Origin of the sequence: Pseudomonas sp. S4_EA_1b, assembly GCF_016307435.1 — a bacterium.
GTDB classification, from domain to species: domain Bacteria; phylum Pseudomonadota; class Gammaproteobacteria; order Pseudomonadales; family Pseudomonadaceae; genus Aquipseudomonas; species Aquipseudomonas rhodesiae.
This window is the reverse complement of record NZ_JAEILC010000048.1, coordinates 69,611-94,823: the sequence shown is the minus strand read 5'-3', so window position 1 is coordinate 94,823 and position 25,213 is coordinate 69,611. Positions and strand designations below refer to the sequence as shown.

Here is a 25,213-nt window from a genome sequence, read left to right as displayed (position 1 = left end):
TGGGTCGTTTTCACGAAGGCCCCTATCGGACTCCTATGCTTGATCTTCGTCAACTGCGGCGCACCTAAGTGCAGTGCTCATTAAGCGCGGTGGTATCCTGTGCGCCCATTTGCCGCCGACGCCTGATGGCCTCGCGTAGCTTTGCCCGATTCAAGGTGATGCCATGACTACCCGCACCGAGGCTGTAAAGGCCTACCTGCTTGACCTGCAAGACCGCATTTGCAGCGCCCTGGAAACCTTCGAGACGGACACTCGCTTTATCGAAGACGCCTGGACCCGGCCTGCCGGCGGCGGCGGTCGCACCCGTGTGATCGCGAACGGGACGGTGATCGAAAAAGGCGGTGTTAACTTTTCCCACGTGTTCGGCAGCGGCCTCCCACCGTCCGCCAGCGCCCATCGCCCAGAGTTGGCCGGTCGCGGGTTTGAAGCGCTGGGCGTGTCACTGGTGATTCACCCGCACAACCCCTATGTGCCGACGTCCCACGCCAACGTGCGTTTTTTCATCGCTGAAAAAGAAGGCGAAGAAGCGGTGTGGTGGTTTGGCGGCGGCTTCGACCTCACCCCTTATTACGCCAACGAAGAAGACTGCATCCACTGGCACCGTGTGGCCGAGCAGGCGTGTGCGCCGTTCGGCCCCGACGTCTACGCGCGTTACAAAGCCTGGTGCGACACCTACTTCCACATCAAGCACCGCAACGAACCGCGTGGCATCGGCGGCCTGTTCTTCGATGACTTGAACGAGTGGGGCTTCGACACCTGTTTCGCCTTTATTCGCGCCATCGGCGACGCCTATATCGACGCCTACCTACCGATCGTGCAGCGCCGCAAGGCCATGGCTTATACCGAGCAACAACGCGAGTTCCAGGAGTTCCGTCGTGGCCGCTACGTCGAGTTCAACCTGGTCTACGACCGCGGCACCTTGTTTGGCCTGCAATCGGGTGGCCGTACCGAGTCGATCCTGATGTCGCTGCCGCCGCAGGTGCGCTGGAGCTATGACTGGAAAGCCGAGGCCGGCAGCGAAGAAGCGCGTCTGACCGATTACTTCCTGCAGGACCGCGACTGGCTCGGCATCGCGGCCCCCAAGGCGGCGAACTGATGGATCGCTACGTCGTCTTCGGCAACCCCATCGGCCACAGCAAATCGCCGCTGATTCACCGGATGTTCGCCGAGCAGACTGGCGAACAGTTGGACTACAGCACGTTGCTTGCACCGCTGGAGGACTTTACCGGCTGTGCCCGTGAGTTTTTTCAACAGGGCCGTGGCGCCAATGTCACCGTGCCGTTCAAGGAAGACGCTTATCGCCTGGCCGACACCCTCACCGAACGCGCCAAGCGCGCCGGTGCGGTGAACACCTTGAGCAAACTCGCCAATGGCACCCTGCTGGGCGATAACACCGACGGCGCCGGGCTGGTGCGTGACCTGACGGTCAATGCCGGGTTGAGCCTCAACGGTAAACGCATCCTGCTGCTGGGCGCCGGCGGCGCGGTGCGTGGGGCGCTGGAACCGTTGTTGGCCGAACACCCGGCTTCGCTGATCATCGCCAACCGCACAGTGGAAAAAGCCGAATTGCTCGCCGAGTTGTTCGATGACCTGGGCCCAGTGTCGGCCAGTGGTTTTGATTGGCTGCGTGAGCCAGTGGACGTCATTATCAACGCCACCTCCGCCAGCTTGTCAGGCGATGTACCGCCGATTGCCAGCAGCCTGATCGAACCGGGTAGGACTTTTTGCTACGACATGATGTACGCCAAGGACCCTACCCCCTTCTGCCGCTGGGCCACGCAGCACGGTGCCGCCGTCTCGATGGATGGCTTGGGCATGCTGGTGGAACAGGCGGCCGAAGCGTTCTTCCTGTGGCGTGACGTGCGCCCGTCATCTGCCCCGGTGCTGGCTGAGTTGCGTCGACAGTTGGCCTGACGCCCCTCTGGTCAGTCTTCGAAATGGATGGGGCAGTGGTCGGCCCCTTCCAGCTTCTTCAGTTCCTCGACCACCTGCGGCCTGGCCCGACGCAACGTCAGGCTGCGCCCCAACCTGCGTAAACGCCGCGCTTCCTGGTGCAGCATCTCCACCCCGGAATAGTCGATAAAGTTGATCTGCTGCGCCTCGATAACCACGCGTTCGCCCTGTAAGCGTTGCAAGCGCGCTTGCAGGTAGTGGCTGGCGCCGAAAAAGATCGAGCCGCCGACGCGCAGCACATCCTCGTCACCGTCGCGCCAATGGTGGACGCGGGGCTGCGAGGTGCGCTTGAGGTAGAAAAACAGCGAGGCCAGCACACCGGCATAAATCGCCGTTTGCAGCTCCAGCAGCAAGGTGGCCACGCAGGTCAGGCCCATCACCGCAAATTCGGCGCGGCTGACCCGGAACAATGCGCGAATACCGCGGTGATCCACCAGGCCCCAACTGATCAGGAGGATGCTGGCGGCCATGCTCGGGATCGGGATTTGTGAGATCAATGCCGCGCCAAACAGCGCGAACAGTGCCACCCATAACGCGGAAAACACCCCAGCCAGCGGTGAGCAGGCGCCGGCTTCATAACTGAGCCCGGAACGGGTAAAGGACCCGGCTGACAGGTATCCGGAGAAAAATCCGCCGATGATGTTGGAGAGTCCCTGCGCGCGAATTTCCTGATTCGCATCGAGCAGCTGTTGCGAGCGGGCCGACAGCGAGCGCGCAATCGACAGGCTGGTCACCAGCCCCAGCATGCCCACGGCCACGGCGCTGGGGAGCAGGCGCAGAATCGTGTCCAGGTCCATCGGCAACGGGCTGAACGGCGGCAATTTGCCCACGAATGAACTGACCCGCGCCACCTGCCCGAACATCGCCGGCCACAGCCAGGCCACCAGGCTACTGAGGGCCAGGGCGATCAACAGCGTCGGCCATCGCGGTTTCCAGTATTTGAGCAGCGCCCCCGCCAGCAATGTGCCGAGGCCCAGAGCGAGCGAGGCGTGGTCCCATTCGCCGCGGTGCTCGATCAGCGCCAGCAGGCTGTTAATCGCCGTGGCCTGGCTGGGCAAATCCAGCCCCAGCAAATTGGGCAGTTGCCCCAGCGCGATCACCACCGCGGCGCCCAGGGTGAACCCCAGCACCACCGAATGGGAGACGAAATTGACCAGCGCGCCGAAGCGCAGCATGCCCAGCAACCACTGGAAAACGCCGGCTATACAGGTGAGCAACAGGATCAAGGTGATGTAGTCCTGCGATCCGGGCACGGCCAGAGGGCTGACACTGGCGTAGAGCACGATGGAAATCGCGGCGGTCGGGCCGCAGATCAAGTGCCACGACGAACCCCACAGGCAGGCGATCAGCACCGGGATGATCGCGGCGTACAGCCCGTATTCCGGTGGTAGACCGGCGATCAGCGCGTAGGCAATCGACTGCGGCAACGCCAACACCGCGCCGCTGAGGCCGACTATTGCATCGCGGCCCACGCTGGCGCGGGTCTGGCGCGGCAGCCAACTGAGGAAAGGCAAGAGAGTGTGGCGGTTGAGCCGGGGCATTTATAACTCGGTTGAAAAGGTTTGAATCAGGGTATCAGTACACACCGAAGTTTGTGGGAGGGGGCCCTCCCACAATGTCAGCCTTTAGAGTTTGGCTTTTACCGCCGGCAATGCCTCTTGACCGTCCAGGGTTTTTACGCCGTCGAGCCACTTGTCCAGCACCGCTGGGTTCGCCTTGATCCATGCCTTCGCCGCGTCGGCATTGCTGACTTTGTTGTGGGCGACCTCGGCCATAATGCTGTTCTCCATCTCTTGGGTAAAACTCAAGTTGGTCAGCAGTTTTCCTACGTTCGGGCAGGCCTGTGCATAACCTTTGCGTGTCAGGGTGTAGACGCTGCCGGTGTCACCGAAGTACTTCTCGCCGCCCTTGAGGTAGTGCATTTTCAATTGCACGTTCATCGGGTGCGGGGTCCAGCCCAGGAAGGTGACGAAACGCTGTTTTTTCACCGCTCGCGACACTTCGGCCAACATCGCCTGTTCGCTGGATTCGATCAGCTTCCACTGGCCCAGGTCGAAGTCGTTCTTCTTGATGATCTCTTGCAGCGAGATATTGGCCGGTGCGCCGGAGCCGATGCCGTAGATCTTCTTGTCGAACTTGTCGGCAAATTTGTTCAGGTCAGCAAAGTTGTGCACACCGGCATCCCATACGTAGTCCGGCACGGCGAGGGTGAACTCGGTGCCGTCGAGATTTTTCGCCAGTTGCACCACGTCGCCATTGGCCACGAATTTGTCGTAGAAGCCTTGCTGTGCCGGCATCCAGTTGCCCATGAACACATCCACTTGGCCGTCCTTGAGCCCGCCGAATGTGATCGGCACGGCCAGGGTATCGACCTTGGGTTTGTAGCCCATGCCCGTCAGCAGAAAACCGGTGATGGCATTGGTCGCGGCGATGTCGCTCCAGCCTGGGTCGGCCATCTTCACCGTCTCGCAACTGGTGTCTGCGTACACGTTGGCGCTGGTCAGCGCCAGGATGCTCAGTACTACCGTTAACTTTTGCATGGCCTTCCCTCAGTTTTATTAGTGTTGGCAGGGTTGTGGATAACGTGCCTTGCGCTCCAGGTCGTCGAGGTCGATATGGTTGCGCATGTACTGCTGACTGGCGTCGACCAGTGGCTGGTGATCCCAGCTCTTCAGCTTGCCGTGGGTCAGCGCCTCGAACACCAGGCGACGACGGCGTTGGCTGGCGAGCACCTGCTGGTGGATCGCCGGGATGTCCCATTTAGCCCGCGCTTCCTGCAAAAACGCCTCGAACAGTGGCCGGTGTTCCGGTGACTGGCTGAGGTTTTCCCGCTCGTGCGGGTCGTTGTGTACATCGAACAGCAGGCATGGGTCGTCCTCGCTGTAGATGAATTTATAGGCGCCCCGGCGGATCATCATCAGTGGGCTGATGGTGCCTTCGGCCATGTACTCGCCGAATACCTCGTCATGGCCGCCCTGCCCTTGCAGATGCGGAACCAGCGAGCGGCCGTCCAGCGGCAGGCGTTGGTCCAGTTCGCCACCGGCCAGTTCCACCAGGGTCGGCAGCAGGTCGGCGGTGGACACCGCAGCGCTCACCCGGCCCGCCGCGAATTGCCCCGGCGCGTATACCAGCAGCGGCACGCGGGCGGCCATCTCGAACCAGTGCATTTTGTACCAGAGGCCGCGCTCGCCGAGCATGTCGCCGTGGTCGCCGGAGAACACGATCAGGGTGTCGTCGGCCAAGCCGGTGTCTTCCAGGGTTTGCAGAAGTTTGCCGACATTGCTGTCGATGTAACTGCACGCACCGAAGTAGGCGCGGCGGGCGTCGCGGATCTTATCCACAGGCAGCGGCTTGTCCCACAGGTCATAGACCTTGAGCAAGCGTTGGGAATGGGGATCGAGGTCGCCTTGGGCCGGTGTGGCGGGCAAGGGGATATCGCTGTCGTCGTACAAATCCCAGAACGCCTTGGGAATGGTGTACGGGTCGTGGGGATGGGTCATCGACACGGTGAGGCAGAACGGTTGGTCACCGTCTTCGCGGATATGGTCGAACAGGTATTGCTGGGCTTTGAACACTACTTCTTCGTCAAAATCCAACTGGTTGGTACGCACGCACGGGCCGGCTTGCAGCACCGAGGACATGTTGTGATACCAGCTGGGGCGCACGTCCGGCTCGTCCCAGTTCACCGCCCAGCCATAGTCGGCGGGGTAGATGTCGCTGGTCAGGCGTTCTTCGTAGCCGTGCAATTGGTCGGGGCCGCAGAAGTGCATCTTGCCCGACAGCGCAGTGCGATAACCGAGGCGGCGTAGGTAGTGGGCATAGGTCGGTACATCGGCGGGGAAATCCGCTGCGTTGTCGTAGGCGCCGATCTTGCTTGGCAACTGGCCGCTGACCAAGGTGAAACGCGAGGGCGCACACAGCGGGCTGTTGCAATAAGCGGCGTCGAACACTACACCCTGGGCGGCGAGACGGCTGAGGTTGGGCAACTTGATTGGCGAGGCGCCGTAGAACGGCAGCAGCGGCGCGGCCATTTGATCGGCCATGATGAAAAGAATGTTCTTGCGCTTCATGGGTTATCGGCATTCCATAGGCGATGTTTATGCCAGTGAGCATGCAGCCCATGAAAAATGGGGTAAAGCCCATGAAAAGCAATGTCTAGGATAAGCACAGCTTATGTATGAAGCCCTGGGAGATCTGTCACTGGACCTGCTGCGCGCATTTGAAGCCGCCGCGCGCCACCGTAGTTTTACCGCCGCCGCCATGGAGCTGGGCACCACCCAGCCGGCCATCAGCCAGCAGATCAAGCGCCTGGAAGAACAATTGGCGATTCGCCTGTTCGACCGCATCTACCGTGGCATTGAACTGACCGACGCTGGCGCTCTGCTGTTCGAACACGTCCAAGGCGGCCTGCAGGCTATCAACCAAGGCCTGAGTACGATCACCCAGCACAGCCAGCACGAAGTGCTGCAAGTGGCCACCGACTTTGCTTTCGCCGCTTACTGGCTGATGCCGCGCCTGCATCGATTCCACCAGGCCAACCCGCAGGTGGATGTAAGCCTGGTGACCAGCGAACGCAACCACGCCACCTTGCGCAGCGATATCGACGTGGCGGTGTTGTTCGGCGATGGCCGGTTCAAGCAGGGCGACAGTCTGTGGTTGTTCAACGAGGAGGTTTTCCCGGTGTGCAGCCCGCAGTGGCTCAAGGGCCAATACAAAGCCTTGACCGTGCAGGACTTGCCCGACTGCCCCCTGCTGCACCTGCGCCAGGAAAACAACAGCCAGTGGTTCGATTGGAGCGGCGTGTTCCGCGAATTGGGCCTCAGCGCCGCACCGCCCCCCGGCCAATTACGCTTCGACAATTACACCTTGCTGATCCAGGCGGCGATCGCCGGCCAAGGCGTGGCCATTGGCTGGCGTCATCTGGTGGATAACCTGCTGGAACAGAACTGGCTGTGCCGGCCATTCAGCGACACGGTGATCTCGCGCTTCGGCTATTACGTGGTGCAACCGCAGCGCAAACGGCGTGGGCAACTGGTGGAGCGCTTCGTCGATTGGCTGGTGGCCGAACAAGCCAGCAGCGCGCAATCGCTGACCGGACTGGCCCTGCCCTCGATTGCGGTCTAGCATCTGGCGCACATCCCCATCGGAGCCGGTCATGCACCGTATCAAGGGTTATCACGCTCATATCTACTTTGATGCCAGCACGCTCGAACAAGCGCGCGCCTTGTGCGAGGACGCGGCCAAGCTCTTCCCGATACGCATGGGCCGTGTGCATGAGCGCCCCGTAGGCCCGCACCCAGACTGGAGCTGCCAACTGGCCTTCGACGCTGAGTACATCGGCGTCATGCTGCCGTGGCTGGCGCTGCATCGAAACGGACTGGTGGTGTTCCTGCACCCCGATACCGGCGATGAGTTGAAGGACCACACCGACTACGCGATCTGGATGGGTGCGATGCGCGAGCTGGATCTGTCGGTTTTTTAACCGCTTCTTGCAAGACGCAAGTCCGCACATTCCCGATGACACGTAGGACTTTGCTTGTCTATCTCCCACTATGTGGGATAGCCATTTATATATTGAGATATTTCACGGCATAGGTTTATAGTCGCCCATCTGCTTATTTCAGCACCCACACATTTCAGGTGAAGCGATGCAGGCGCAATTGATCGCGCTCGACTGGGGGACCAGCTCCCTTCGTGCTTACAAACTCGGCCCCGCAGGCGTGGTGCTGGAACAACGCTCGCTGGCGTCGGGCATCATGCATCTGCCCAGCGAACCCCGCGACATTGCCGGCGTGCTCTGCAGCGATGGTTTTGAGTTGGCGTTCGACGCGGCGTGTGGGGATTGGCTCGACGCCGAGCCACACCTGCCGGTGATCGCCTGCGGCATGGTGGGCAGCGCTCAGGGCTGGAGCGAAGCGGCATACCGCAATACGCCGGTGGACGTCGCCAGTCTCGGCAAAGCCTTGCACAGCGTACGCAGCCTGCGTGGCGTGGCGGTACATATCGTGCCCGGCGTGATCGAGCAAGGCCGCTTGCCCAACGTAATGCGCGGCGAAGAAACCCAGGTGCTCGGCGTGCTGCACAACCGGCCTGCCGGCGGTGAAGTCTTGATCGGCCTGCCGGGCAGCCACTCCAAGTGGGTCGAGGTGGTCGGTGGCTGCATCACCCATTTCGACACCTTTATGACCGGTGAAGTGTTCGCGATCCTCAGCAAGCACAGCATCCTGGGGCGTACGCAACAGCCTTGCGAGCATTTCCAGGCCGAAGCCTTTGATCGCGGCGTGCAAGTGGCGCGCTCTCAGGATGGCCAGCGCGGCGTGCTGTCGACGCTGTTCAGCGCTCGCACCCTAGGTCTGACCGCCGAACTCGCGCCCGATCAGCAAGCGGACTACCTGTCCGGTCTGATGATCGGTCATGAGCTGGCCGGTCTGCCTGAGCGCGCCCGGCACACCCCGATCATCCTGGTCGGCGCCGGCCCTTTATGCGCGCGCTACCAACGCGCCCTCGCCCTCTGCGGCTTTGCCCATGTCAGCCTGGCCGAAGAAGCCACCGAGCGCGGCCTGTGGCAATTGGCGCTGGCGGCCGGGCTCACTCAACCTGCAACGGAGGCCTGACATGCTCAAGCAAGCACTCGCTCAAAACGGTTTGATCGCCATCCTGCGTGGCCTGCGCCCGGAGGAAGCCCAGGCGGTCGGCCAGGTGCTGTACCAGGCCGGCTTTCGCGTGATCGAAGTACCCCTTAATTCACCGGACCCTTACACCAGCATCCGCATCCTGCGTGACAGCTTGCCCGCCGATTGCCTGATCGGTGCCGGCACGGTGTTGACGCCCGAGCAGGTCGAGCAGGTGAAAGCCGCCGGTGGTCAAGTGATCGTCATGCCCCACAGTGACGCCAAGGTATTGCGCGCTGCCAAAGCGGCGGGCCTGTACCTGTCGCCGGGTGTGGCCACGCCCACCGAGGCCTTTGCCGCACTGGCCGAAGGCGCCGACGTGTTGAAGCTGTTCCCGGCCGAGCAAATGGGCCCGCCGGTGATCAAGGCGTGGTTGGCGGTATTGCCGGCGGGCACGTTGTTGCTGCCGGTGGGCGGCATTACCCCGGACAACATGCAGGTGTTCACCGACGCCGGCGCCAAGGGGTTCGGGCTGGGTTCCGGGTTGTTCAAACCGGGTATGACAGTGGATCAGGTAGCGAGCCGCGCCCAGGCTTATGTCGCCGCCTGGAAAGCCCTGAGCTGAATTCAAGTTCCGCGCCCCTGGCGCTGCATCTACAAGAGAGATAACAGATGAAAATCACCAAACTGACGACCTTTATCGTCCCGCCGCGCTGGTGCTTCCTGAAGGTCGAAACCGACCAGGGCGTGACCGGCTGGGGTGAGCCTGTGGTCGAAGGCCGCGCCCACACCGTGGCTGCTGCCGTTGAAGAACTGTCCGACTACCTGATCGGTAAAGACCCACGCAACATCGAAGACATCTGGACCGTGCTCTACCGCGGCGGTTTCTACCGTGGCGGCGCGGTGCACATGAGCGCCCTCGCCGGTATCGACCAGGCGCTGTGGGACATCAAAGGCAAGGCCCTCGGCGTTTCCGTCAGCGATCTGCTGGGCGGCCAGGTGCGCGACAAAATCCGCGTGTATTCATGGATCGGCGGCGACCGCCCCGCTGATACTGCCCGCGCGGCCAAAGACGCCGTGGCGCGTGGTTTCACTGCGGTGAAAATGAACGGCACCGAAGAGCTGCAATTCCTCGACAGCTTCGAAAAAGTCGACCTGGCCCTGGCCAACGTCGCCGCTGTGCGTGATGCGGTCGGCCCCAACGTCGGCATCGGCGTCGACTTCCACGGCCGCGTGCACAAGCCGATGGCCAAGGTGCTGATGAAAGAGCTGGACCCGTACAAGCTGATGTTTATCGAAGAGCCCGTACTCAGCGAAAACTACGAAGCGCTCAAGGAGCTGGCGCCGTTGACCAGCACCCCGATCGCCCTGGGCGAGCGCCTGTTCTCGCGTTGGGATTTCAAGCGCGTGCTCAGCGAAGGTTATGTCGACATCATCCAGCCGGACGCCTCCCACGCCGGCGGCATCACCGAAACCCGCAAGATCGCCAACATGGCCGAAGCCTATGACGTAGCGCTGGCCCTGCACTGCCCGCTGGGCCCGATTGCGCTGGCGGCGTGCCTGCAACTGGATGCGGCCTGCTACAACGCGTTTATCCAGGAGCAAAGCCTGGGGATCCACTACAACGAGAGCAACGACTTGCTCGACTACGTGCGTGACCCCGGCGTGTTCGACTATGAGCAGGGCTTCGTCAAGATCCCTAACGGCCCGGGCCTGGGCATCGAGATCAACGAGGAATACGTGATCGAGCGCGCGGCCATCGGCCACCGCTGGCGCAACCCGATCTGGCGCCACGCCGACGGCAGCTTCGCCGAGTGGTGATCACCCAATGAAGAGCGCCGGTTAAAAAATGTGGGAGGGGGCTTGCCCCCGATTGCGATGGCCCTGCCACTGACGATGTCGACTGACACTCAGCTATCGGCGGCAACCTCCCCTCCACATTCAATCCGGTTTCTTCAGTAAGACTTGTCCTCAATAAACATAAGAAGAGACTACCCCCATGCAACCTGAATCCTTGACCGGGCAGGCTCCTTTAGTCACGCCTAGCCGAAAGCGCTTCTTCATCATGGTGCTGCTGTTTATCACCGTGGTGATCAACTACCTGGACCGCAGCAACCTCTCGATTGCAGCTCCGGCCCTGACCAGTGACCTTGGTATCGACCCGGTGCACGTCGGCCTGATTTTCTCGGCCTTCGGCTGGACCTACGCGGCCATGCAAATCCCCGGCGGCTGGCTGGTGGACCGGGTGCCGCCGCGCATTCTCTACACTGCTGCCCTGCTGCTGTGGTCCATCGCTACCGTGATGCTGGGGTTTGCCGCCAGCTTCATCGCGCTGTTCGTGTTGCGCATGGCAGTCGGTGCGCTGGAAGCGCCGGCCTATCCGATCAACAGCCGCGTGGTCACCAGTTGGTTTCCAGAGCGTGAACGCGCCACCGCCATTGGCTTTTACACCTCCGGGCAATTCGTCGGGCTGGCATTCCTGACGCCGGTCCTGGCCTGGCTGCAGCATCGCTATGGCTGGCACATGGTGTTTGTGGTGACCGGTGGCGTCGGCATTCTGTGGGCGGCGATCTGGTACGCGGTGTACCGCGAGCCGCGTGATTTCAAAGGTATCAACCAGGCCGAAATCGACCTGATCCGCGACGGTGGCGGGCTGGTGGACCTCAGCACTCAAACAGCCAAGACCAAGACGCCATTCAGCTGGGTCGACCTGGGTATTGTCCTGAGCAAGCGCAAACTGTGGGGGATCTACCTCGGGCAGTTCTGCCTGAACTCCACGCTGTGGTTCTTCCTGACATGGTTCCCGACGTATCTGGTGAAGTACCGCGGCATGGACTTCATCAAGTCCGGCATGCTCGCGTCGCTGCCGTTTCTCGCGGCATTCGTTGGGGTGCTGTGTTCCGGGCTGTTTTCCGACTGGCTGATCCGTCGCGGCGCGAGCGTGGGTTTTGCGCGCAAGTTGCCGATCATCAGCGGCCTGCTGATCTCCACGGCGATCATCGGCGCCAACTTCGTCGAATCGACCCTGCTGGTTATCGCCTTCCTGGCCGTGGCGTTCTTCGGCAACGGGCTGGCTTCGATCACCTGGTCGCTGGTCTCGACCCTCGCCCCGGCGCGCCTGCTGGGCCTGACCGGCGGGGTGTTCAACTTCATCGGCAACCTGGCGGCGATTACCACGCCAATCGTCATCGGTTTCCTGGCCAGCGGCGATTCGTTTGCGCCAGCGATCACCTACATCGCGCTGCTGGCGTTGCTGGGGGCGTTGTCCTACGTGCTGCTGGTAGGCAAGGTCGAGCGCATCGAGCTGTAAACCAGCCACCCGCTGGCGAAGGCGCAATGCCCTCGCCAGCGGGGCTGTAGCCTAAGAGGCCGGTCGTTATGGGAGTGGCACCGACATTTCGTTGCGGAACACATTCAATGGGTCCCAGCGTTGCTTGGTTCTACGCAGACGGCTCTCGATGAGGGGGTTGGGGAAGAAAATTCCATACCACGACGGGTTCTTGGCATTGGCCGGGTCGCCGCCGATGTAGGTCATATCCAAGTCCGGGTAGTTGATGTAGCAGCCCTCGAATTGCGCATCGTCCGGCACGCCGGTGCTGAACGCCGCTTTAAAAAGTCCGCGAATCCAGTTGGCATGGGCCTGGTCCACTGCATCGTCCGCCGAATGCCAATAGCACTGCGGTTGCCATTTGAGGTACGAGGAACGCTGGGCGGCGGAGGTCTGCGCCAGGATCGGAGCCTCCATTTCGTTGATGCGCCCGCCGAACGATTGGATCTGTATCAGGCTCTGGGTCAGGTATTGCGCTGGGTCGGGCCATTTCAAAGTGTTCCAGATCGCGTCCTTGACCTGTAGCGTGAACGCGCCTTTCTGATACGCCGATTTATAGCGACCGCGCTGATTGTCGCCAGAGCCGTTGAGCGATTGCGTGGCGTACAGCCAGTCCAGGCGCCTGGCGGCGTCATGGGCGGTGCGCAGGGAGGTGATGTGGCGGCCCTTATTCATGCCGCTGGGCTGGTGCACCACATGAAACGGCAACAATGATTCCCGTGCACTCCCGCCGACCGCAGCGAGCATGCTGCTGACAAAGTCGTCGAAGGGCGCGAGGTCATCGAGTTGGCCATCCTTGTCGACGTAATGAATGCCTAGAGTGACGTTGCCGGTATTGGCGTGACGCATCTCCAGCTTGGTGGCCAGGCCCCAGGTGCTGGGGTCCGCCTGATGGCTTGCAAACCAGAGCTGATAAGCGTCCAGCAGCCCGCCGAGCTTGGTGCGGTCCAGTTCGTTCAAATCCCATTCCAACGGCAGCCAAAGCACTTCCTTCGGTGCTGGCGGCAGCGCCTTGAAGTAGTAACTGGTGATGATGCCGAACTGGCCGCCACCGGCACCGCAGCAGGCCGCGAACAAATCCAGCTCGTCGCTATCGGTGCTGTCGCGGGACACATGCACCGGTTCAAGGCCTGTACCGGTGGCATCGGCCACCAGGATATCCACACCGTCCAGCCAGTCGCAGACCAGCCCGTATTTGCGCGATAGCAACCCGTAACCGCCGCCGCAGATATGCCCGCCCAGCCCCACCGAATAACAGGAACCGCTCGGCAAGGCTTTGCCCGCCAGCTTGTACAGCGCGACGCTGGTGTCCCAATTCTGGCAACCGGGTTCCAGGCGCACGCTGTAGCGGTAGGTCGAGTCGGGCATCAGCACTGAGCCAATCTGCCCGCTGGGGTCGTAGGCCACTTGGTTCATCTGGCCTACATCCAAAATCGATAATGCCTCGCCAGGCGCATTGGGCATCACGTTGGAGACGAAGCCCTCGTAACAGTGGCCGCCGCTGCGCACGGTGATGCGGCCGTTGGGCATCGCCAATGCCTGGGCGGCGGCGTCGATGATGTCCTGGGGGGTGTGACACAGGTATATCAGGTTGGCGCCGTCGGGCGACGACTCGCCCTGAACGTTGCCTTTTGGCCAGCGCAGGTTGAAGCCTTTTTGCAAGGTGGAGTGACGCGGGTCTGAAGGTGGGACGAGATCAAATGCCATGATGGACTCCAGGGAGACAATGATGACTTCTGATGCAACTAACTTAACGACCGACGGAGCAAGAACGGTGGGGCTTGCAGAGGTGGTTAGACAGCAATAGGCAAGAAGTGCGTTGAAGGTGGGGCGCAATGCCCACCTTCAGCCTAGCCTAGATCAGTCGGGAGCCTGAGGCCTTTACTTACGAGCGTTACGTACACCTTCCGACAATGCTGCGCAGTGGCTGAGCACGCCGTCGATAGCCTGCTGGTCGCTGCTGGCATTGGCGATGTGATCGATCAACGCCGAGCCCACCACCACACCGTCCGCCAGCCGTGCAATTGCGGCGGCCTGTTCCGGCGTACGAATACCGAAACCGATGCTGATCGGCAGATCGGTGTGCCGACGCAGACGCGTGACGGCTTCTTCGACGTGTTCCAAGGTGGCGGCGCCGGCGCCAGTCACACCGGCCACCGACACGTAATACACAAACCCGGAACTGCCGTTGAGTACGGTCGGCAGGCGCGCGTCATCGGTGGTCGGCGTGGTGAGGCGGATAAAATCCATGCCTGCGGCCTGGGCCGGGTCGCACAGCTCGCCGTTATGCTCAGGTGGCATGTCGACCACGATCAAACCGTCCACACCGGCGGCTTTGGCATCGTCGATAAAGGCGGGCACGCCGTATTTGTGGATCGGGTTGAAGTAGCCCATCAACACCAGCGGTGTTTCGTTGTTGTCCTTGCGGAACTCGCGAACCATCTGCAGGGTTTTCGCCAGGTTCTGCTTGGCGGCCAGCGCGCGGATGTTGGCCAGTTGAATGGCCGGGCCGTCGGCCATTGGGTCGGTGAAGGGCATGCCCAGCTCGATCACATCGGCACCGGCAGCCGGCAGACCTTTGAGGATCGCCAGGGAGGCATCATAGCCGGGGTCGCCGGCGGTGACGAAGGTCACCAGGGCGGCACGGTTTTGTTCCTTGAGTTGCGCAAAGCGGGTTTGCAGGCGGCTCATTTAGTGTTTCTCCTGCTGAGACTGTTCCATGTGGTGCATCACGGTCTGCATGTCTTTGTCGCCACGGCCGGACAGGTTGATCACCATCAGGTGATCCTTCGGCAGCGTCGGTGCGCGCTTGAAGACTTCGGCCAGGGCATGGGCGCTCTCAAGTGCAGGAATAATCCCTTCCAGACGGCAGCATTTGTGGAAAGCATCGAGGGCTTCGTGGTCGGTCACCGAGGTGTACTGGACGCGGCCGATATCATGCAACCAGGCGTGTTCCGGGCCGATGCCGGGGTAGTCCAGGCCGGCGGAAATCGAGTGGGCGTCGATGATCTGGCCGTCGTCGTCCTGCAACAGGAAGGTGCGGTTGCCGTGCAGTACGCCCGGTACGCCGCCGTTGAGGCTGGCGGCGTGCTTGCCGGTCTCAATGCCGTGGCCGGCCGCTTCGACGCCGATGATTTCCACGCTCTTGTCGTCCAGGAATGGGTGGAACAGGCCCATGGCGTTGGAACCACCGCCGATGCACGCCACCAGGCTGTCCGGCAGGCGGCCTTCCTGGGCTTGCAGCTGGGTGCGGGTTTCCTTGCCGATCACGGCCTGGAAGTCGCGCACCATCGCCGGGTACGGATGCGGGCCGGCCACGGTGCCGATCAGGTAGAAGGTGCTGTCGACGTTGGTGACCCAGTCGCGCAGGGCTTCGTTCATCGCATCTTTCAGGGTGCCGGTGCCGGCGACCACTGGGATTACTTCAGCGCCCAGCAGCTTCATGCGGAACACGTTGGCCTGCTGGCGCTCGATGTCGGTGGTGCCCATGTAGATCACGCATTGCAGGCCGAAACGCGCAGCCACGGTGGCAGTGGCCACGCCGTGCATGCCAGCGCCGGTCTCGGCGATGATGCGTTTTTTGCCCATGCGTCGCGCCAGCAGGATCTGGCCGATGCAGTTGTTGATCTTATGCGCGCCGGTGTGGTTCAGCTCTTCGCGCTTGAGGTAGATCTTGGCGCCGCCGCAGTATTCGGTCAGGCGTTCGGCGAAATACAGCGGGCTTGGGCGACCGACGTAGTCGCGTTGGAAGTAAGCCAATTCCTCGTTGAATGCCGGATCGATCTTGGCCGCTTCGTATTCGCGGGCCAGGTCGAGGATCAACGGCATCAGGGTTTCAGCGACGTAGCGGCCGCCGAACGCGCCAAACAGGCCGCTGGCGTCTGGGCCGTTGCGTAGATCGGTCTGGGACTGAGTCATGGGACGCTCCAGGAAAGAATTCGTGTGGGAAGCAATGAGGGCCACTCTACCCCTCACATTCGATGCTGAAAACCGATAAGATCGCCGCAACCTGTCAGGAAAACTCACAGATGAGCCGAGACCTCCCGCCCCTCAATGCCTTGCGTGCATTCGAGGCCACCGCGCGCCTTAACAGCGTCAGCCAGGCCGCTGAGCAACTGCATGTGACCCACGGCGCAGTAAGTCGCCAGTTGAAGGTGCTCGAAGAACACCTGGGCGTCAGCCTGTTCGTCAAAGAGGGTCGTGGCCTTAAACTCACAGATGCCGGGGTACGGCTGCGGGATGCCAGCGGCGAGGCGTTCGAGCGCTTGAGGGATGTGTGTGCCGAACTTACTCAGAGCAGCGTGGATGCCCCATTTGTGCTCGGTTGCTCAGGCAGTTTGCTCGCGCGCTGGTTGATCCCGCGGCTTGGCCGGCTGAATGCCGATCTGCCGGACCTGCGCCTGCATCTTTCGGCGGGCGATGGCGATCTGGACCCGCGTCGGCCTGGGCTGGATGCCTTGCTGGTGTTCGCCGAACCGCCATGGCCGGCGGATATGCAAGTGTACGAGTTGGCCAGTGAACGTATCGGGCCGGTAATGAGCCCGCGCTTCAGCGGCTACGAGCGTTTGCGCCAGGCGCCCGCCTCGGCGTTGTGTGGCGAGGCGCTGTTGCACACCACTTCACGACCTCAGGCATGGCCCAGCTGGGCGCAGCAATATGGCATCGCACCGGCGGCGTTAAAGCACGGGCAAGGCTTTGAGCATTTGTATTATTTGCTGGAGGCGGCAGTGGCCGGGCTGGGCGTGGCGATCGCGCCGGAGCCGTTGGTGGCAGAGGATCTGCGGGCCGGTCGCCTGGTGGCGCCGTGGGGTTTCAGCGAAACCCCGGCGCACCTGGCGTTGTGGCTACCCAAGCGCGCCGCGGATGGGCGCGCTCGGCAGTTGGCGCAATGGCTCAAGGCTGAGCTGTCGCGCCAACTGGTTTAGTCACCGCGCTTGCACAGCAGGTAAGCCGCCAGCAGGCCCAGTGCGCCAACGGCGACGCCGGCGGTGGTCCATGGGTGCTCTTGTGCGTAATCGCGAGTCGCCACGCCGGTTTCGCGCAGTTTGACTTTGCTTTCTTCGTAGGCGTCGGTGATCAGGTGACGGGAATGCTTGAGCGCGTTCTCGGCATTGCTTTTCAGGGCCTTCAAGGTTTTGCGCGACTCATCGGACGCATCGTCCTTGAGACTTTCAAGGGACTTGAGCAGGCTCGAAATCTCGGCTTCCATGCTTTCCAGCGACGCTTTGCGTAAAGAAGTGTTGGCCATGTGGACTCTCCTGAAGTGATTGAGTGGCGTGTGTAGATACCGACTGCGGGGTTTGCAGAAAGTGCAGTAAATCTGAACTTTCGGGTAGGAACGGCCGCCAGAAGCAGTACGAAGATTGACTGCTAGGCTGCATAAACCACCCTTAGGAGAAACACCATGAGCGATCATCACACGTACAAGAAAGTCGAATTGGTGGGTTCGTCCACCACCAGCATTGAAGACGCAATCAACAATGCCATCGCCGAAGCGAACAAGAGCCTCAAGCATCTGGAGTGGTTCGAAGTCACCGAAACCCGTGGCCATATCGAAAACGGCAAGGTGGCGCATTACCAGGTGACGTTGAAAGTGGGATTCCGGATTGCCAGCAGTTGATCCCGTGAGTTGAACTTGCTGACTGGCCGATTGCCATAACCTGCGCTACACCGTTCGGGTGCCGATGCCATTGCAACGGTATGTCCATTTCGATCAGCGCAAGGAAGTAACGGATGAAGAAGCTCCTGTTAGCAGTAGGTTTGTTGAGCATTGCAGGCTCCGCACTGGCCGCGGGTAAGCCGTGTGAAGAGCTCAAAAGCGAAATTGCCGCGAAAATCGACGCCAAAGGTGCTTCGGGCTATTCGCTGGAAATCGTCGACAAAGGCGCTTCGACCGACGCCCAAGTGGTCGGTAGTTGCGAAGGCGGTACCAAGGAAATCGTCTACAAACGCGGCTAACCCCGTGTTGCAGACATAAAAAACCGACGCGGGTGCGTCGGTTTTTTTTCGCCTGAGGTTGGGTCAGCCCTTCATCAGCTGCGCCAGCAACTCGTAGGAATGAATCCGGTCGGCGTGTTCGTACAGATCGCAGGTGAAGATCAACTCGTCCGCGCCGGTCTGTTCGATCAGCACCTCAAGTTTGGCGCGGATCTTCGCCGGGCTGCCCACCATGGCCAGGCCGAGGAAACTTCCGACTGCGTCCTTTTCATGGGGCAACCACAGGCCGTCCATGGTTTTCACCGGTGGGCGCTGCACCAGGCTCTGGCCGCGCATCAAGGCGAGGATGCGCTGGTAGACGGACGTCGCCAGGTAATCGGCCTGCTCGTCGGTATCGGCTGCCACCAGCGGAATGCCCAACATCACGTAGGGTTTATCCAACACGGCTGAAGGCTTGAAGTGGTTGCGGTACACGCGAATCGCTTCGTGCATAAGGCGCGGTGCGAAATGGGAGGCGAAGGCGTAAGGCAAACCGCGCTCGCCGGCCAGTTGCGCACTGAACAGGCTCGAACCCAGCAGCCACACCGGTACGTTGGTGCCGGTGCCGGGAACAGCGATGACCCTTTGATCTGGCGTGCGCGGCCCCAGGTAGGCCATCAGTTCGGCCACGTCTTCGGGGAAGTCATCGGCGCTGCCCGAGCGCTCACGGCGCAGGGCGCGGGCGGTCATCTGGTCGGAGCCAGGCGCGCGGCCCAGGCCCAGGTCAATGCGCCCGGGGTACAGGCTTTCGAGGGTGCCAAACTGCTCGGCGATCACCAGCGGCGCGTGGTTGGGCAGCATCACACCGCCGGAGCCGACGCGAATCGTCGAGGTGCCGCCGGCCAGATAGCCGAGCAATACTGAGGTGGCTGAGCTGGCGATGCCATCCATGTTGTGGTGTTCAGCCACCCAGAAGCGGTTGTAGCCGAATTTTTCCAGGTGCTGAGCCAGGTCCAGGGAATTGCGCAAGGACTGCGCCGGGCTGCCATTGGCCCGCACGGGCACCAGGTCGAGGGCGGAAAACTTAATGTCGGACAGCGATTTCATAAGCCTGCTTCTCCAGTAGGGGCGCAGGCTTCTTAAGACGAACCAAAACCTGCCGCTTCATGTGCATGTTCTATGCAATGAGGGCATATACCCGAGATTCAATAGTGCGTGTAAAAAATCCTACTTAATTGCTGGGTTTTTCCTATGACTGAACTTTGCCAGAGCTTCTATCCTCAGAACCTTACTGAAGCAAAACCACCGTTCGAGGAGAAAGCTATGAGTATCGTTAAAAAGGCATCCGCGCATTGGGAAGGTGATCTGAAGACAGGTGTGGGCTCCATTTCCACCGAAACCGGCGTACTGCGTGAAGCGCCTTATGGTTTCAAGGCCCGTTTTGAAGGCGGCAAAGGCACCAACCCGGAAGAACTGATCGGCGCCGCCCACGCCGGCTGTTTCTCCATGGCGTTTTCCATGATTCTGGGCGATGCCGGCCTTAAGGCTGACAGCATCGACACCCAGGCAGACGTGACCTTGGACCAGGTCGACGGTGGCTTTGCGATCACCGCCGTGCACCTGACGCTCAAGGCCAAGATCCCAGGCGCCAGCCAGGCCCAGTTCGATGAACTAAGCAAAAAGGCCAAGGAAGGTTGCCCGGTATCCAAGGTGTTGAATGCAACCATCACCCTGGATGGCACGCTCGTAAACTGACACAAGGTCCATCGTGGGAGGGCGTAAGCCGCCTCCCGCGATGTTCTGCGTTAAATCAGAACTCCCGATTCGCAACTGTGGTCCTATACCCTATGCAGCCTAGTCGCACACTCGTGCGCAATGCATTCAGGGAGCTTCAACATGAAACGTTTTGCCTTGGCGATCATCTGCGGTGTGTTGGCCACATCGGCCGTGGCCGCTCCAAAAGATTGTGAAGAACTCAGGAAAGAGATCGAAGTGAAGATCCAGGCCAAGGCGATTCCGTCCTACACCCTGGAAATCATCACCGCCGAAGAAGCGAAGAACCACGACAGCGCCATGATCGTCGGTACGTGCGAAAACGGCACCAAACGCATCATCTACCAGAAAAACAACGACTGATTAAAGGCAGTTCACACTGCGCTCCTCTGCCAGCAACTGACGGCCCGAGTCGTAGAGCCGGATGTTGGGCGTGAAGGCCAGCGAGCGACCTTCCAGCAGGTAGCGCTGGCCGGCCTGGAAGTGGTCGTACTGCAACGTCATAAAGCAGGTTCGGTACATCATCTGGCTGAGGCTACCTAGGCCGCCACCCGCCGGCACCTCAAAATCAAACCGCACCATCAGTTCATGGGCGCCGGGCGGCATTTGGAAGTAGCGCCCGTCGTCGAGATTCTTGCCGTCCAGACGCTGTGCCATCACCAGCTTCGCCCCCGGAGTGGGCGTGATGAAATCGACCCATGCCTGTTGTGGGTCGGCCGACGGCACCGGTGTTGTGGTGCAGGCACTCAGAAGTAAGGCAGCGGCGGCAAAAAGCAATGGGCGCATGGCACAGTCTCTATGCAGGATGAGGTTTGAGTATAAACACCTCAGGCCGTGGAAAAATTCCCGGCAGGCACGCTAGTCTGGCGCGCACATTACCCAGGAGCAGTCGGAATATGGTCAGGCGTTTTGTTGTTGCGGCGTTGACTGTGCTGCTGAGCGGTTGCTCCAGTGTCACTTACTACAGCCAATTGGCGAGCGGTCAATGGCAGTTATTGCGCGCCCGCGAGCCCGTGGCCCAAGTCATTGCCGACCCGACGCGCCCGCAAGTACTGCGCGAACACCTGGCACAAGCGCAGAAGGCACGCACCTTCGCCAGCGACCATCTGCACTTGCCCGATAACCTGAGTTACAGGCTGTACGCGGACATCGGTCGTCCCTATGTGGTCTGGAATGTCTTTGCCACGCAGGAGTTTTCTCTGACGCCTCAGACCCATTGCTTTCCCATTGCCGGCTGCGTGGCCTATCGCGGTTATTACAACCAGGGCGCCGCACGCGGCGAGGCGGCAGTGTTGAAACTGCAAGGCATGGATGTGGCGATCGGCGGCGTGGAGGCTTATTCCACCCTGGGGTGGTTCGACGACCCGATCATGAACTCGATGATGAACTGGGGCGATGAGCGGCTGGCCACGTTGATCTTCCATGAATTGGCTCACCAGCGTTTCTATGTAAAAGACGACACGGAGTTCAACGAGTCGTTTGCCAGTTTCGTCGAGCAAGAAGGCACGCGCCAATGGCGTGCAGCGAGGGGGCTGGGGCCGATCAGCAATACCCAGGCGCGGCAGCGCGAGCAATTTATCCGCCTGATCCTCGACACCCGCCAATGCCTGGAAAAACTCTACGCACAGCCCTTGGCCCCGGAGGTGATGCGGCAGGCCAAGGCGGCGCAGTTCGAGCAATTGCGCCACGACTATCGACAACTGCGCGACACCCAGTGGGCGGGCGATAAACGCTATGACGCCTGGATCAATCAGCCGATGAATAACGCTCGGCTGCTGCCGTTTGGGCTGTATGACCAGTGGGTGCCGGCGTTTGCGGCGTTGTTTGCCCAGCAAGGTGGGGATTGGCTGAAATTCTACGCCGCGGTGGAAAAGATGGGCGAGATGCCGCAGATGCAGCGCAAGGCTGCGTTAAGGCAGTTGGAGGGTGTGGGCTTGTAGGGCCTCATCGGGGGCAAGCCCCCTCCCACCTTTTTACGCTGCACAGCTTGCCCCCGGTGACGATTTTTAAGGCCGCTGCAAAAACGCCCCGTGCATCGCGGCCAATGTCTCGAAATGCCAGGTCGGCGCTTCGGCATTCAATTCTTCAAAGCTGCCAAATCCATACCCCACCGCCGCCGAATCCAGCCCGTTGCTACGGGCGCCGATCAGGTCGTGCTTGCGATCGCCGATCATCAGGGTGTTGGCCGGGTCCAGGCTCTCTTCTTTGATCAGGTGGGCAATCAGCTCGACCTTATTTGTGCGGGTACCGTCCAGCTCGCTGCCGTAAATCACCTTGAAGTGCTTGGCAAAGTCGAAATGCCGCGCAATTTCCCGGGCAAATTCCCACGGCTTGGAGGTGGCGATGTACAGCTGGCGGCCTTGGTTGTTGAGTGCCTCCAGCAACGGCATCACCCCGTCGAATACGCGGTTTTCGTACAGCCCGGTGACCTTGAAGCGCTCGCGATAGAAATTCACCGCGTCCCAGGCCTTGGCTTCATCGAAGTCATAGAACTGCATAAAGGCTTGCAGCAACGGCGGGCCAATGAAGTGTTCCAGGCGGGTCAGGTCTGGTTCATCAATGCCCAACTTGGCGAGGGCGTACTGGATCGAGCGGGTGATGCCTTCGCGCGGGTCGGTGAGGGTGCCGTCCAGATCGAACAGCACGGTGGAGTAATGCAGGGTCATCGGTCGAATCCTTCCGCCAGGTGCAGGTCTTTGAGCTTCACGTAGTTCGCCGCGCTGTAGGTGAAAAAGGCGCGTTCCTTGTCAGTCAGCGCACGGATTTGTTTCACCGGGCTGCCCACATACAAAAAACCGCTTTCCAGCGTCTTGCCCGGCGGCACCAGGCTGCCGGCGCCGATGATCACGTCATCCTCCACCACTGCGCCGTCCATCACGATGCTGCCCATGCCGATCAGGATACGGCTGCCCACCGTGCAACCATGCAGCATGACCTTGTGGGCGATGGTCACATCGTCGCCGATCAGCAGCGGGAAACCGTCGGGGTTGAAGGGCCCGGCGTGGGTGATGTGCAGCACGCAGCCATCTTGGATGCTGGTGCGCGCGCCGATACGGATGCGGTGCATGTCGCCGCGAATCACGGTCAGCGGCCATACGGAGCTGTCGGGGCCGATTTCGACATCGCCGATCACCACCGCCGAAATATCGACAAACGCCCCGACGCCCAGGGTTGGCGTGTGGTTCTGATAGGTGCGAAGGGTCACGATAGCTTCTCTCTCTTTTGCTGATAGCTGCGGTGGGCATTGATTGTAATTAAGATGGCCCCATCTTTGTTCTTACATGTTTCTCCAGCCAAGGTACCCACCGTGAGCGCGAACAACCCTCTTCTGCAGCCCTACGACCTGCCGCCGTTCTCGGCGATCCGTGCCGAGCACGTTCAGCCGGCCATTGAACAGATCCTCGCCGACAGCCGCGTTGCCATCGAAGGCATCCTGCAAAGCCAGGGGAAAAATCCGACATGGGCCGGCTTGGTCCTGGCCATGGATGAACTCAATGATCGCCTGGGCGCGGCCTGGAGCCCGGTGAGCCACCTCAACGCCGTGTGTAACAGCGCTGAATTGCGTGAAGCCTACGAGGCGTGCCTGCCGGCACTGAGTGCTTATTCCACCGAAATGGGCCAGAACCGCGAGTTGTTCCAGGCCTTCGAAGCCTTGGCCAATAGCCCGGAAGCCGCTGGCTTCGATGTGGCGCAAAAAACCATCCTCGAACACTCCCTGCGCGACTTCCGCCTGTCGGGTATCGATTTACCGCCCGAGCAGCAAAAACGTTATGCCGAAGTGCAAAGCAAACTCTCCGAGCTGGGCAGCAAGTTTTCCAACCAACTGCTCGACGCCACCCAGGCCTGGACCAAGCACGTCACCGATGAAGCCATCCTCGCCGGCCTGACTGACTCGGCCAAGGCGCAGATGGCCGCCGCCGCACAGGCCGTGGGCCTCGAAGGTTGGCTGATCACCCTGGAATTCCCTAGCTACTACGCGGTGATGACCTACGCCCAGGACCGCGCCCTGCGTGAGGAAATCTACGCAGCCTACTGCACCCGTGCGTCGGACCAAGGCCCGAATGCCGGTCAGAACGATAACGGCCCGGTGATGGAACAGATTCTCGACCTGCGTCAGGAACTGGCCAGCCTGCTGGGCTACGCCTCGTTCTCCGAACTGAGCCTGGCCACCAAAATGGCCGAGTCCAGCGACCAAGTGCTGAGCTTCCTACGTGACCTGGCCAAGCGCAGTAAGCCGTTTGCCGCTCAGGACCTGGAGCAGCTGAGAGCCTACGCCGCCGAACAGGGCTGTGCCGATTTGCAGAGCTGGGACAGCGGTTACTACGGCGAAAAACTGCGCGAGCAGCGCTACAGCGTGTCCCAGGAAGCCCTGCGCGCCTACTTCCCGATCGACAAAGTGCTGAGCGGCCTGTTCGCCATCGTGCAGCGCTTGTATGGCATTGAGATCGCCGAGCAAAAGGGTTTCGACACCTGGCACCCGGACGTTCGCCTGTTCGAAATCAAGGAAAACGGCCAGCACGTCGGACGCTTCTTTTTCGACCTGTACGCCCGCGCCAACAAGCGCGGCGGCGCCTGGATGGACGGCGCGCGCGACCGTCGTCGCACCATCGATGGCGTGCTGCAAAGCCCGGTGGCCAACCTGGTGTGCAACTTCGCCCCGGCCGACAGCGGCAAGCCTGCTCTGCTGACCCACGATGAAGTCACCACGTTGTTCCACGAATTCGGTCACGGCCTGCACCACCTGCTGACCCGTGTCGACCACGCTGGTGTCTCCGGGATCAACGGTGTGGCGTGGGATGCGGTGGAGTTGCCGAGCCAGTTCATGGAGAACTGGTGCTGGGAGCCCGAGGGTCTGGCGCTGATCTCCGGCCACTATGAAACCGGCGAGCCGCTGCCCCAGGACCTGCTGGAAAAAATGCTTGCGGCGAAGAACTTCCAATCCGGCCTGATGATGGTGCGGCAGCTGGAGTTCTCGCTGTTCGACTTCGAACTGCATGCCACTCATGGCGATGGTCGCAGCGTGGCGCAGGTGCTTGAAGGAGTACGCGACGAGGTTTCGGTCATGCGCCCGCCGGCCTACAACCGGTTCCCCAACAGCTTTGCGCACATCTTCGCCGGTGGTTACGCGGCGGGGTACTACAGCTACAAATGGGCCGAAGTGCTATCGGCGGATGCCTTCTCCAAGTTCGAAGAAGAGGGCGTGCTCAATGCTGAAACCGGCCGTGCGTTCCGTGATGCGATCCTGGCGCGTGGCGGTTCCCAGGCACCGATGGTGCTGTTCGTCGATTTCCGCGGCCGCGAGCCTTCCATTGACGCTCTCTTGCGTCACAGCGGCTTGAGCGAGGAAGCAGCATGAGCCAAGGACCTGTAATCACCAAAAAGCAATTTATCGCCGGGGCTGTGTGCCCGGCGTGCAGCGAGCCGGACAAGCTGAAAATGTGGACGGAGGACAACGTGCCCCATCGCGAATGCGTGGCCTGCGGCTATACCGACACGCTCAATGACCAAGGCTTGTCGGTGCCCAAGGAACTGGGTACGCGGGTCAATACCTCGGCGCTGAAAGTGCCGGATCCGAAGGTGCAGGCGGTGCAGTTCTTTCCGAACCCAAAGCTGAAAAAAGACTGAAGAAACC

27 protein-coding genes are annotated in these 25,213 nt (G+C 61.1%); 16 read left to right on the top strand and 11 right to left on the bottom strand.

Features of this window, described 5'->3' with window-relative positions:
* Positions 1–163: 163 nt before the first annotated feature.
* Both hemF and aroE read left to right on the top strand, forming a co-directional pair.
* Entirely contained in the window at positions 164–1,096 is a 933-nt protein-coding gene (gene hemF, locus YA0848_RS17455) for an oxygen-dependent coproporphyrinogen oxidase (protein WP_034101647.1), read from the top strand.
* Positions 1,096–1,914, top strand: coding sequence for a shikimate dehydrogenase (aroE, locus tag YA0848_RS17450; protein WP_034111091.1), 819 nt, complete (start codon positions 1,096–1,098; stop codon positions 1,912–1,914). Before hemF ends, aroE begins: the two co-directional genes overlap by 1 nt.
* Positions 1,915–1,925: 11 nt before the next feature.
* On the opposite strand, the gene YA0848_RS17445 is transcribed toward aroE, so the two are convergent.
* The 3 genes from YA0848_RS17445 to betC all read right to left on the bottom strand — a co-directional run bounded on the left by YA0848_RS17445 (position 1,926) and on the right by betC (position 6,023).
* Positions 1,926–3,494: a SulP family inorganic anion transporter gene (locus YA0848_RS17445; RefSeq protein ID WP_034101650.1), complete on the bottom strand. Its 1,569-nt coding sequence runs from the start codon at positions 3,492–3,494 to the stop codon at positions 1,926–1,928.
* Positions 3,495–3,578: 84 nt separating this feature from the next.
* The gene (choX, locus tag YA0848_RS17440) at positions 3,579–4,493 is read right to left on the bottom strand and encodes a choline ABC transporter substrate-binding protein (protein WP_169902280.1); all 915 of its coding nucleotides are present in this window, start codon (positions 4,491–4,493) and stop codon (positions 3,579–3,581) included.
* A gap of 18 nt (positions 4,494–4,511) precedes the next feature.
* A complete protein-coding gene (gene betC / locus YA0848_RS17435) occupies positions 4,512–6,023 on the bottom strand; it encodes a choline-sulfatase (RefSeq protein WP_099312977.1) in 1,512 nt (503 codons plus the stop codon).
* Positions 6,024–6,126: 103 nt separating this feature from the next.
* Between betC and YA0848_RS17430 the strand changes: the two genes are divergently transcribed.
* The 6 genes from YA0848_RS17430 (at position 6,127) to YA0848_RS17405 (ending at position 11,874) form a co-directional block, all read left to right on the top strand.
* Positions 6,127–7,077 (top strand): choline sulfate utilization transcriptional regulator, encoded by a 951-nt coding sequence (locus YA0848_RS17430; protein WP_169902279.1) that lies wholly within the window; start codon positions 6,127–6,129, stop codon positions 7,075–7,077.
* Positions 7,078–7,108: 31 nt separating this feature from the next.
* Positions 7,109–7,435, top strand: coding sequence for a DOPA 4,5-dioxygenase family protein (locus YA0848_RS17425; protein ID WP_034111099.1), 327 nt, complete (start codon positions 7,109–7,111; stop codon positions 7,433–7,435).
* A gap of 166 nt (positions 7,436–7,601) precedes the next feature.
* A complete protein-coding gene (locus YA0848_RS17420) occupies positions 7,602–8,567 on the top strand; it encodes a 2-dehydro-3-deoxygalactonokinase (RefSeq protein WP_169902278.1) in 966 nt (321 codons plus the stop codon).
* Position 8,568: 1 nt separating this feature from the next.
* Positions 8,569–9,189 (top strand): 2-dehydro-3-deoxy-6-phosphogalactonate aldolase, encoded by a 621-nt coding sequence (locus tag YA0848_RS17415; RefSeq protein WP_034101657.1) that lies wholly within the window; start codon positions 8,569–8,571, stop codon positions 9,187–9,189.
* 47 nt (positions 9,190–9,236) lie between these two features.
* Positions 9,237–10,385, top strand: coding sequence for a galactonate dehydratase (dgoD, locus tag YA0848_RS17410; protein WP_034111103.1), 1,149 nt, complete (start codon positions 9,237–9,239; stop codon positions 10,383–10,385).
* A gap of 178 nt (positions 10,386–10,563) precedes the next feature.
* Positions 10,564–11,874 carry an MFS transporter gene (locus YA0848_RS17405; protein WP_184316444.1) on the top strand — a complete coding sequence of 437 codons (1,311 nt, stop codon included), beginning with the start codon at positions 10,564–10,566 and terminating at the stop codon, positions 11,872–11,874.
* Between the two features lie 66 nt (positions 11,875–11,940).
* Here the strand turns inward: YA0848_RS17405 and YA0848_RS17400 are convergent, their stop codons facing one another.
* The 3 genes from YA0848_RS17400 to trpB form a co-directional block, all read right to left on the bottom strand.
* Positions 11,941–13,599: an FAD-dependent oxidoreductase gene (locus YA0848_RS17400; RefSeq protein ID WP_169902277.1), complete on the bottom strand. Its 1,659-nt coding sequence runs from the start codon at positions 13,597–13,599 to the stop codon at positions 11,941–11,943.
* 174 nt (positions 13,600–13,773) lie between these two features.
* Complete coding sequence (trpA, locus tag YA0848_RS17395; RefSeq protein ID WP_034101661.1) at positions 13,774–14,583, bottom strand: tryptophan synthase subunit alpha; 810 nt, start codon at positions 14,581–14,583, stop codon at positions 13,774–13,776.
* The gene (trpB, locus tag YA0848_RS17390; RefSeq protein WP_169902276.1) at positions 14,584–15,810 is read right to left on the bottom strand and encodes a tryptophan synthase subunit beta; all 1,227 of its coding nucleotides are present in this window, start codon (positions 15,808–15,810) and stop codon (positions 14,584–14,586) included.
* 110 nt (positions 15,811–15,920) lie between these two features.
* On the opposite strand from trpB, the gene YA0848_RS17385 reads away from it, so the two are divergent.
* On the top strand, positions 15,921–16,817 hold the full coding sequence (locus YA0848_RS17385; RefSeq protein ID WP_169902275.1) for a LysR family transcriptional regulator: 897 nt from the start codon (positions 15,921–15,923) through the stop codon (positions 16,815–16,817).
* Here the strand turns inward: YA0848_RS17385 and YA0848_RS17380 are convergent.
* Positions 16,814–17,140, bottom strand: a complete 327-nt coding sequence (locus tag YA0848_RS17380; RefSeq protein WP_034101663.1) for a DUF883 family protein — start codon at positions 17,138–17,140, stop codon at positions 16,814–16,816. The genes YA0848_RS17385 and YA0848_RS17380 overlap by 4 nt on opposite strands.
* A gap of 156 nt (positions 17,141–17,296) precedes the next feature.
* Between YA0848_RS17380 and YA0848_RS17375 the strand changes: the two genes are divergently transcribed.
* Together YA0848_RS17375 and YA0848_RS17370 are read left to right on the top strand one after the other, a co-directional pair.
* Positions 17,297–17,512 (top strand): dodecin, encoded by a 216-nt coding sequence (locus YA0848_RS17375; RefSeq protein WP_003170747.1) that lies wholly within the window; start codon positions 17,297–17,299, stop codon positions 17,510–17,512.
* Positions 17,513–17,625: 113 nt separating this feature from the next.
* A complete protein-coding gene (locus YA0848_RS17370) occupies positions 17,626–17,850 on the top strand; it encodes a DUF1161 domain-containing protein (RefSeq protein WP_034136332.1) in 225 nt (74 codons plus the stop codon).
* Between the two features lie 63 nt (positions 17,851–17,913).
* On the opposite strand, the gene YA0848_RS17365 is transcribed toward YA0848_RS17370, so the two are convergent.
* Entirely contained in the window at positions 17,914–18,915 is a 1,002-nt protein-coding gene (locus YA0848_RS17365) for an LLM class flavin-dependent oxidoreductase (RefSeq protein ID WP_034111111.1), read from the bottom strand.
* Positions 18,916–19,131: 216 nt separating this feature from the next.
* On the opposite strand from YA0848_RS17365, the gene YA0848_RS17360 reads away from it, so the two are divergent.
* Positions 19,132–19,563: an OsmC family protein gene (locus YA0848_RS17360; protein WP_034101667.1), complete on the top strand. Its 432-nt coding sequence runs from the start codon at positions 19,132–19,134 to the stop codon at positions 19,561–19,563.
* 141 nt (positions 19,564–19,704) lie between these two features.
* Positions 19,705–19,944: a DUF1161 domain-containing protein gene (locus YA0848_RS17355; RefSeq protein WP_034101669.1), complete on the top strand. Its 240-nt coding sequence runs from the start codon at positions 19,705–19,707 to the stop codon at positions 19,942–19,944.
* On the opposite strand, the gene YA0848_RS17350 is transcribed toward YA0848_RS17355, so the two are convergent.
* Positions 19,945–20,367 carry a PA0061/PA0062 family lipoprotein gene (locus YA0848_RS17350; RefSeq protein WP_034101670.1) on the bottom strand — a complete coding sequence of 141 codons (423 nt, stop codon included), beginning with the start codon at positions 20,365–20,367 and terminating at the stop codon, positions 19,945–19,947.
* 110 nt (positions 20,368–20,477) lie between these two features.
* On the opposite strand from YA0848_RS17350, the gene YA0848_RS17345 reads away from it, so the two are divergent.
* Positions 20,478–21,521, top strand: a complete 1,044-nt coding sequence (locus YA0848_RS17345) for an aminopeptidase (RefSeq protein ID WP_169902274.1) — start codon at positions 20,478–20,480, stop codon at positions 21,519–21,521.
* 66 nt (positions 21,522–21,587) lie between these two features.
* Here the strand turns inward: YA0848_RS17345 and YA0848_RS17340 are convergent, their stop codons facing one another.
* Positions 21,588–22,247 carry an HAD family hydrolase gene (locus tag YA0848_RS17340; protein ID WP_034101672.1) on the bottom strand — a complete coding sequence of 220 codons (660 nt, stop codon included), beginning with the start codon at positions 22,245–22,247 and terminating at the stop codon, positions 21,588–21,590.
* Positions 22,244–22,786: a gamma carbonic anhydrase family protein gene (locus tag YA0848_RS17335; RefSeq protein ID WP_034111115.1), complete on the bottom strand. Its 543-nt coding sequence runs from the start codon at positions 22,784–22,786 to the stop codon at positions 22,244–22,246. The genes YA0848_RS17340 and YA0848_RS17335 overlap by 4 nt, the downstream gene beginning before the upstream one ends.
* A 54-nt stretch (positions 22,787–22,840) precedes the next feature.
* Here YA0848_RS17335 and prlC point away from each other — a divergent pair, with 54 nt between their 5' ends.
* Together prlC and YA0848_RS17325 are read left to right on the top strand one after the other, a co-directional pair.
* Complete coding sequence (prlC, locus tag YA0848_RS17330) at positions 22,841–24,937, top strand: oligopeptidase A (protein ID WP_169902272.1); 2,097 nt, start codon at positions 22,841–22,843, stop codon at positions 24,935–24,937.
* On the top strand, positions 24,934–25,206 hold the full coding sequence (locus tag YA0848_RS17325) for a YheV family putative zinc ribbon protein (protein WP_034101676.1): 273 nt from the start codon (positions 24,934–24,936) through the stop codon (positions 25,204–25,206). Before prlC ends, YA0848_RS17325 begins: the two co-directional genes overlap by 4 nt.
* The last annotated feature ends 7 nt before the right edge of the window (positions 25,207–25,213 follow it).

Coding starts and splice junctions, on each gene's coding strand:
- YA0848_RS17420 (WP_169902278.1), top strand. CDS start 7,602: ATGCAGGCGCAATTGATCGCGCTCGACTGGGGGACCAGCTCCCTTCGT.
- YA0848_RS17380 (WP_034101663.1), bottom strand. CDS start 17,140: ATGGCCAACACTTCTTTACGCAAAGCGTCGCTGGAAAGCATGGAAGCC.
- YA0848_RS17375 (WP_003170747.1), top strand. CDS start 17,297: ATGAGCGATCATCACACGTACAAGAAAGTCGAATTGGTGGGTTCGTCC.
- hemF (WP_034101647.1), top strand. CDS start 164: ATGACTACCCGCACCGAGGCTGTAAAGGCCTACCTGCTTGACCTGCAA.
- YA0848_RS17350 (WP_034101670.1), bottom strand. CDS start 20,367: ATGCGCCCATTGCTTTTTGCCGCCGCTGCCTTACTTCTGAGTGCCTGC.
- YA0848_RS17365 (WP_034111111.1), bottom strand. CDS start 18,915: ATGAAATCGCTGTCCGACATTAAGTTTTCCGCCCTCGACCTGGTGCCC.
- YA0848_RS17430 (WP_169902279.1), top strand. CDS start 6,127: ATGTATGAAGCCCTGGGAGATCTGTCACTGGACCTGCTGCGCGCATTT.
- trpB (WP_169902276.1), bottom strand. CDS start 15,810: ATGACTCAGTCCCAGACCGATCTACGCAACGGCCCAGACGCCAGCGGC.
- YA0848_RS17370 (WP_034136332.1), top strand. CDS start 17,626: ATGAAGAAGCTCCTGTTAGCAGTAGGTTTGTTGAGCATTGCAGGCTCC.
- YA0848_RS17405 (WP_184316444.1), top strand. CDS start 10,564: ATGCAACCTGAATCCTTGACCGGGCAGGCTCCTTTAGTCACGCCTAGC.
- YA0848_RS17355 (WP_034101669.1), top strand. CDS start 19,705: ATGAAACGTTTTGCCTTGGCGATCATCTGCGGTGTGTTGGCCACATCG.
- dgoD (WP_034111103.1), top strand. CDS start 9,237: ATGAAAATCACCAAACTGACGACCTTTATCGTCCCGCCGCGCTGGTGC.
- YA0848_RS17445 (WP_034101650.1), bottom strand. CDS start 3,494: ATGCCCCGGCTCAACCGCCACACTCTCTTGCCTTTCCTCAGTTGGCTG.
- YA0848_RS17400 (WP_169902277.1), bottom strand. CDS start 13,599: ATGGCATTTGATCTCGTCCCACCTTCAGACCCGCGTCACTCCACCTTG.
- YA0848_RS17345 (WP_169902274.1), top strand. CDS start 20,478: ATGGTCAGGCGTTTTGTTGTTGCGGCGTTGACTGTGCTGCTGAGCGGT.
- prlC (WP_169902272.1), top strand. CDS start 22,841: ATGGCCCCATCTTTGTTCTTACATGTTTCTCCAGCCAAGGTACCCACC.
- trpA (WP_034101661.1), bottom strand. CDS start 14,583: ATGAGCCGCCTGCAAACCCGCTTTGCGCAACTCAAGGAACAAAACCGT.
- YA0848_RS17325 (WP_034101676.1), top strand. CDS start 24,934: ATGAGCCAAGGACCTGTAATCACCAAAAAGCAATTTATCGCCGGGGCT.
- YA0848_RS17340 (WP_034101672.1), bottom strand. CDS start 22,247: ATGACCCTGCATTACTCCACCGTGCTGTTCGATCTGGACGGCACCCTC.
- YA0848_RS17360 (WP_034101667.1), top strand. CDS start 19,132: ATGAGTATCGTTAAAAAGGCATCCGCGCATTGGGAAGGTGATCTGAAG.
- betC (WP_099312977.1), bottom strand. CDS start 6,023: ATGAAGCGCAAGAACATTCTTTTCATCATGGCCGATCAAATGGCCGCG.
- YA0848_RS17425 (WP_034111099.1), top strand. CDS start 7,109: ATGCACCGTATCAAGGGTTATCACGCTCATATCTACTTTGATGCCAGC.
- aroE (WP_034111091.1), top strand. CDS start 1,096: ATGGATCGCTACGTCGTCTTCGGCAACCCCATCGGCCACAGCAAATCG.
- YA0848_RS17415 (WP_034101657.1), top strand. CDS start 8,569: ATGCTCAAGCAAGCACTCGCTCAAAACGGTTTGATCGCCATCCTGCGT.
- choX (WP_169902280.1), bottom strand. CDS start 4,493: ATGCAAAAGTTAACGGTAGTACTGAGCATCCTGGCGCTGACCAGCGCC.
- YA0848_RS17385 (WP_169902275.1), top strand. CDS start 15,921: ATGAGCCGAGACCTCCCGCCCCTCAATGCCTTGCGTGCATTCGAGGCC.